Source organism: Luteibacter sp. P4_D7_3 (assembly GCF_056401735.1).
The window spans coordinates 1-6,003 of record NZ_JBFUIT010000251.1; the positions used below are offsets into that span (position 1 = coordinate 1).

The window sequence follows — 6,003 nt, forward strand, 5'->3', positions numbered from 1 at the left end:
GCGTGCTTTCCACCAGCGAGATGGTCAGGATGTCGCCCACACGATGCGCGCGCGGATCGGAGAACAGTTCCAGCGACGTCTGGTCGGCGTAGATCGAGCCGGTCGCCTGCGGTGCGGCCGTCTGTTCGGGCGGCAGCGTGGCGGTGTACATCGGCTTCGGCGTCGGCGGCACGATCGCGCAGCCCGTGAGGGCGGCGAACGGCAGCGCGGCGAGCAGGATGCGTGCGAAGGAACGATTCATGACGTGTCTCAGGTCTTGTTGGAGATGAACTGAAGCATCTGATCGGCCGTCGAAATCGCCTTGGAGTTCATCTCGTAGGCGCGCTGGGTCTCGATCATGTTCACCATTTCCTCGACGACGTTCACGTTGGACGCTTCGAGGGCATTCTGGTCGAGGGTGYCGAGGCCATTGAGGCCGGCGGTGCCCGTCTGCGGAGCGCCGCTGGAAGCGGTCTCCAGGTAAAGGTTGTCGCCGCGCGGCTGCAAGCCGGCGGGATTGACGAAGTCGGCGAGCTGGATCGTGCCGATCTGCTGCGACGCCGCGTTGGCGGCGGTGGTGACGCTCACCGTACCGTCCTTGCCGATGGTCACCGTGCTGGCATTGGCGGGGATGGTGATGGAAGGCTCGAGCGGGTAACCGTCGTTGGTCGTGATCTGGCCATCCTGGTCGCGCTTGAGCGAGCCATCACGCGAATAGCCGACCGTGCCGTCCGGCAGGGTCACCTGCAGGAAGCCACGACCGTCGATGCGTACGTCGAGTGGGTTGTCGGTCTGCTGTGAGCCGCCCTGGTCGAACATCTTCTGGGTGCCGACGACACGCACGCCGGTACCCATCATGAAGCCGGTGGGCGACTGGGTCTGCTCCGTCGTCTGTGCACCGGCCTGGCCGCGGTTCTGATAAGTCAGATCCTCGAACTCGGCGCGGGCGCGCTTGAAGCCCGTGGTGTTCGTATTGGCCAGGTTGTTCGAGACCACGTCCATGCGCGTCTGCTGCGCATCGAGGCCGGTCTTGGCGATCCAGAGGGACGAGAACATCGTTGACTCCTGCGCTTGGGCGCTTTACATGCCAGCGACGGAAATGCGTCGCGTGGCGGTGGTTAACCCACCTGTAGCAATTTCGATGCCGACTGGGCGTTGTCGTCGGCAGTCTTGATGGAACGGACCTGCATTTCGAACTCGCGGGACAGGGAAATCATCTTCACGAGGACATCGGAAGGGTTGACGTTGCTCGATTCGATCGTGCCGGAGACCACCCGCACATCGGCGTCCGCCTGGGGCGTGCTGCCGTCTTTCATGTGCATGAGGCTGTCGCTGCCGTAGGTCAGCTGGTCGTTGCCGGGGTTCACGAGCTTGATGCGGTCGGTGGTGGCGATGGTGGACGGCGATTCACCAAGGGGAACGACGGAAATCGTGCCGTCGGTGCCGATCTTTACACTGGAAGCCTGTGGGATGGTGATCGGACCGCCGCCGCCCATGACGGCATTGCCCCGTGCATCCGTCAACAAACCGTCGGCGTTGATGCGCAGGTTGCCGGCACGGGTATAGCCCTCATTGCCATCCGCACCCTGCACCGCAATCCAGCCGTCACCCTGCACCGAGATATCAAGATCGTTGCCGGTCTGCATCTGCGCGCCGGGGGTCGTATCCCAACCCGTGCCCTGGGCCACGCCGTTGATGCGCGTCTGCATGCCGTCGCCCTGGACCGGCAGGCTCTGGAACGCCGACAACTCCGACTTGAAGCCGGTGGTGTTGGCGTTGGCCAGGTTGTGTGCCACTTCGTCCTGCGCGCGCATGATCTGCGTGGCGCCGGTCATCGCGACATATACGGAGCGGTCCATGGCGGAATCCCTGGTTCGATGGCGGAAACGTACTGGCGCGGCCCGGAGACCGCGCCAGCTGTCACGCTTAGTTGCGGATGTTGATGATCGTCTGGGTGAGCGTGTTGTCGGTCGAGATGACCTGCGCGTTCGCCTGGTAGTTGCGCTGCGCCTTGATCATGTTGACCAGCTGCGCGGTCAGGTCGGCCGTGTTCGACGCCTCGAGCGAACCCGACTGCACGCTGCCGACATCGCCGGAGTTCGCCACGCCCTGGATCGCCTGGCCCGAGTCCGAGGACGCCGCCCAGTTGGTGTCGTTGAGCTGGCGAAGACCCTGGTTGTTAGCGAAGGTGGCGATGGCGAGCTGGCCGAGCGGCACGCTCACGTTATTGGAGTACTTCGCCGAAACCGTTCCGTCCTTGGCAACGTCGATGTTCGAGAACGTGCCGGCGGCATAGCCGTCGTTCGACACCGCCGTGGTCGACGAGGAGTCACCGAACTGCGTGACCTTGCTCATGTCGACGGTGAGATTGAGTGGCGCGGCACCCGGGTTCGGCGATACCGAACCGTAGTTGAGCTTGCCGCCGGCCGGGGTGATGATCGCGCCGCCCGCACTGAAGGTCATCTGCTGGGCCGTACCGATTTCGGTACCGTCGACGGTCATGTGCGTGTTCCACGTATTGGGATTGGTCGCATCCTTCACGTAGTACATGTTGACCGTATGCGAGGCACCGAGGGAATCGAAAGCCTGGAACGTCGACAGCGTGTTGTAGGTCTTGTCGTTGGTCGGATCGAATGCGCCACCGGTCGGCGCCGTGGCGCTCGCGGCAAGGTTCGCGGTCAGGCCGATGGCAGCCGACGCCTTGGCGGGACTGGAACCGGTGGTCAGTTTCAGGTCGGCCAGGCTGCTGATATCGAAACCGCCGTTGGCAGTCGGCGGATAGACCTGCACGTTCTGGCCGGTTGCATTGACAACGTTCCCGTTCTCATCGGGATGGAAGTTGCCCGCGCGGCTATAGGAGTAGCCCGAGCCGTCACGCAGGGTGAAGAAACCCGCGCCGCTGATGGCAAAGTCGTAGGAGTTACCGGTCTGTGTCGCGGCACCGTCGCTGAACTGCTGGGAGATGTTGGTCAGGCGCACGCCGCTGCCGGCGACCTGGGCCGAAAGATTGTTTCCGGCTGCCGAGTAGACCTGCGAGAACTCGGCACGCGAGCCCTTGAAGCCCACGGTATTGACGTTGGCGATGTTGTTCGCAGTGACTTCCAGGTCGGAAGACGCCGCATTGATGCCGCTTAGGGCGATGTCGAATGGCATGGTGGAGGTTCCTTGCTGGAGTTACAGGATTTGCGCGATCTGGCTGAGCAGGGCGCCGCCGAAGCCGGCTACCTGCACGTAGGTTCCATCGGTACCGGAGGCACCGACGCCTTCCACCTTGCCGCGAACGAAGGTATCGATCGCCGTGCCGCCGGAAGTTGCGGACATCTGGTAAACGCCGTCGGGCAGCTGCGCGCCGGTGTCGGACTTGCCGTCCCAGTCGAACTTGGCGAGGCCGGCGTCCGGCTGGCCGAGGTCGATCGTGCGGACGACGTTGCCCGCGGTGTCCTTGATCTGCACGTTGACGTAGGTCCCGGAGGTGCCCACGTTCACGGCGCCGCTGAGCGCGGAATCCTCGAGCTTGCCGGCGGTCGACGGCACGAGCACTTCCTGGCCCACAAGAGCGGCAGCGCGCACGAACTGGTCACCGGTGAGGCCGGATGCCAGCGTGTCGAACGAGGCCTGCAGCTCCTGTGTCGCTGCCACCTGAGAGAACTGCGCCATCTGGGCCACCATCTGGGTGGAGTCCATCGGCTTGGTCGGATCCTGGTTGGTCATCTGCGTGACCATGAGCTTGAGGAAATCCGACTGGCTCAGCGTCTGCTGCTGCAGCTGGCCGGTCGATGATGATGACGATGATGAAGACGAGGAACTGTTACCGCTGACGGCGTCTACCATGGGAATTCCTTACTTGCCGAGGTCAAGCGTCTTCTGCATGAGCTGCTTGGCGCTGTTCATGACTTCGACGTTGTTCTGATAGGAGCGCGACGCGGAGATCATGTTGACCAGCTCGTCGACCGTGTTGACGTTGCTTTGATAGACATTGCCGTTCGCGTCGGCGAGCGGATTGGACGGCTCGTAACGTGCCTGGATCGGTGCCTGGCTTTCGGTGATGCCGAGCGTGCGCACGCCGCCGTTTTCCATCTGCCCGTTGACCTGCTGCTGCACGGCCGAAAACAGTGGCTGCTTCGCGTGATAGGCGCCGGCCTCACTGCTGGCGATGCTGTCCGCGTTGGCCATGTTGCTGGCCGTGGTGTTGAGCCGGGCCGACTGGGCTGCCATGCCGGAGCCGGCGACGTCGAAAATCTTGAGCAGGCTCATGAGCTGGATCCTGAAATGGCCATGCGCATGGCATGGATCGACGAGGTAATGAAGCTGAGCGACGCCTGGTAGTGGATGGCGTTGGCGGCGAACTGGGCCTGTTCGACCTGGGTATCTACCGTGTTGCCGTCCATCGTGGGCTGGGTCTGGACGCGATAGGCGAGCTTGTCGGCGTCCGTCGCGGCGAAGGCCGGGTTGCCACCGATATGTCCGGCTTCGGTTGCCGTCATCTGCAATCCCGGGCCATCGGCCGTGCCACTGGCAGCGGTCATCGCCTTGCGGAAATCGAGGTCGCGCGCGAGAAAGCCCGGCGTGTCGGCATTGGCCAGGTTCGACGAAATGACTTCCGCACGGCGCTGCCACAGGCCAAGGGCCTGGGCGTGTACGCCTAATAGCGGATCCGGTTTGTCGATCATGGGCTTGACCCCCTCGTTAGCTTGGCCCGAGGGGTTGAGCAAGAGGCGTGCCACGCCGGACCCAGACATGCGAAACGGCGCCGTGGCGCCGTTTGTGTGGGATCGAAGCGATGATCTGGGCGAACGTGCCGGAATTCTGGCGCCCTGCCTGATGGCGTCGGCGACGGATGACCGTCGCAGGCGGCAACGCCGGTATCAGGTAGGCAGGAGGTCCAGCACCGCGGTCGCGAGGATGTCCGGCTGGAACTTGGCGATGAATTTGTCCGCACCCACGCGAGCCACCATCGCCTCGTTGAAGACACCGCTCAGCGAGCTGTGCAGGAGCACCTTCATGTGCCGCAACTGCGCATCCTCGCGGATGGCGGTGGTCAGCGCGTAACCGTCCATCAACGGCATTTCGATGTCCGATACGACCAGGTCCACCCGATCGGCAACGGGGCCGCCGGCCATCGTGCGCAGCTTGTCGAGCCCTTCGCGTCCATCCTTGGCGATGACGCATTCGAGGTCCATCTTGCGGAACAGATCGACCAGCTGCGTGCGGGCGACTGCCGAGTCGTCGACGACCAGGATGCGGCGATTGCCGGCCTGCTGCACATGGGCGGCCTGCTGGACACGATCGGAAAGCTGCACCACGGTGGGGTCGACGGAAGCCAGTACCTGCTCCACGTCCACGACCGCGAGCAGATCGCCGTCCAGCCGGGTCACCGCATTGACCCGCGAGCCGTAGCCGAGCGCTGCCGGAGGCGCATTGAGGTTGGCACCATCCACATGGACGATGCGATCGACATCGGAGACCAGAAATCCCTGAACCGAAAGGTTGAATTCGGTGACGATCAGGTGTGCGCTGTCGACGCTGGCAAGCGCCGGATAGCCCATGGCGGCAGCGAGGTCGATGACCGGGATCGTGCTGCCCCGATAGTCGAAACTGCCCGAGACCAGCGCGTGCATGCTTGGCATCCGCTCCAGGCGCGGCCGGCGAAGCACCTCGCGCACCTTGAACACGTTGATGCCGAACGCCTGTCGATCACCCAGGCGAAACAGCAGCATCGCCACGCGGTTATGGCCCGCCAGACGGGTAAAGGTTTCCACGGTGTCGAGCAGCGGTCGGGCCATGACGTGCGAGGCATCTACAGAAGGTGTCGCGAACGGTATCGGCGGCTCTGGTCGTTTCTGTAGCCGCGCTGATGGCACGCCGATTGCATGACTCAAGTCCTGAGGCTCCCGACCGATTTAGTGGGGCGTCCATCGGATGATAGCGATATCATGTACCTCGTCTGGAGCAAGCACGTCCGCCTCCTCTCCCACGCTGCCGCCCAGGGCGATGCGGCGCGCGTTCGCGACCTCTCGGCACAGT

The 6,003-nt window shown here is 63.7% G+C and carries 8 protein-coding genes; all 8 read right to left on the reverse strand.

Annotated features, from left to right (window positions below):
- The coding region (locus tag AC1DSN_RS17135; RefSeq protein ID WP_477331854.1) for a flagellar basal body L-ring protein FlgH at nucleotides 1-241 on the reverse strand (241 nt) is incomplete at its 3' end.
- 8 nt (nucleotides 242-249) lie between these two features.
- A complete protein-coding gene (flgG, locus tag AC1DSN_RS17140; RefSeq protein WP_477331856.1) occupies nucleotides 250-1,035 on the reverse strand; it encodes a flagellar basal-body rod protein FlgG in 786 nt (261 codons plus the stop codon).
- Between the two features lie 62 nt (nucleotides 1,036-1,097).
- Nucleotides 1,098-1,838 (reverse strand): flagellar basal-body rod protein FlgF, encoded by a 741-nt coding sequence (flgF, locus tag AC1DSN_RS17145; protein ID WP_477298732.1) that lies wholly within the window; start codon nucleotides 1,836-1,838, stop codon nucleotides 1,098-1,100.
- Between the two features lie 67 nt (nucleotides 1,839-1,905).
- Complete coding sequence (gene flgE, locus AC1DSN_RS17150) at nucleotides 1,906-3,132, reverse strand: flagellar hook protein FlgE (protein ID WP_213948717.1); 1,227 nt, start codon at nucleotides 3,130-3,132, stop codon at nucleotides 1,906-1,908.
- Between the two features lie 21 nt (nucleotides 3,133-3,153).
- Nucleotides 3,154-3,810, reverse strand: coding sequence for a flagellar hook assembly protein FlgD (locus AC1DSN_RS17155; RefSeq protein ID WP_477296397.1), 657 nt, complete (start codon nucleotides 3,808-3,810; stop codon nucleotides 3,154-3,156).
- A 9-nt stretch (nucleotides 3,811-3,819) separates the two neighbouring features.
- On the reverse strand, nucleotides 3,820-4,233 hold the full coding sequence (gene flgC, locus AC1DSN_RS17160) for a flagellar basal body rod protein FlgC (RefSeq protein ID WP_213948715.1): 414 nt from the start codon (nucleotides 4,231-4,233) through the stop codon (nucleotides 3,820-3,822).
- Complete coding sequence (flgB, locus tag AC1DSN_RS17165) at nucleotides 4,230-4,649, reverse strand: flagellar basal body rod protein FlgB (protein ID WP_213948714.1); 420 nt, start codon at nucleotides 4,647-4,649, stop codon at nucleotides 4,230-4,232. Before flgB ends, flgC begins: the two co-directional genes overlap by 4 nt.
- Before the next feature lie 195 nt (nucleotides 4,650-4,844).
- Nucleotides 4,845-5,762: a chemotaxis protein gene (locus tag AC1DSN_RS17170; protein ID WP_477296394.1), complete on the reverse strand. Its 918-nt coding sequence runs from the start codon at nucleotides 5,760-5,762 to the stop codon at nucleotides 4,845-4,847.
- Nucleotides 5,763-6,003: the final 241 nt, after the last annotated feature.

Bases quoted from the DNA above. Each gene is read 5' to 3' on its own strand.
- flgF (WP_477298732.1), bottom strand. From the start codon at position 1,838: ATGGACCGCTCCGTATATGTCGCGATGACCGGCGCCACGCAGATCATG.
- flgE (WP_213948717.1), bottom strand. From the start codon at position 3,132: ATGCCATTCGACATCGCCCTAAGCGGCATCAATGCGGCGTCTTCCGAC.
- AC1DSN_RS17155 (WP_477296397.1), bottom strand. From the start codon at position 3,810: ATGGTAGACGCCGTCAGCGGTAACAGTTCCTCGTCTTCATCATCGTCA.
- flgC (WP_213948715.1), bottom strand. From the start codon at position 4,233: ATGAGCCTGCTCAAGATTTTCGACGTCGCCGGCTCCGGCATGGCAGCC.
- flgB (WP_213948714.1), bottom strand. From the start codon at position 4,649: ATGATCGACAAACCGGATCCGCTATTAGGCGTACACGCCCAGGCCCTT.
- AC1DSN_RS17170 (WP_477296394.1), bottom strand. From the start codon at position 5,762: ATGGCCCGACCGCTGCTCGACACCGTGGAAACCTTTACCCGTCTGGCG.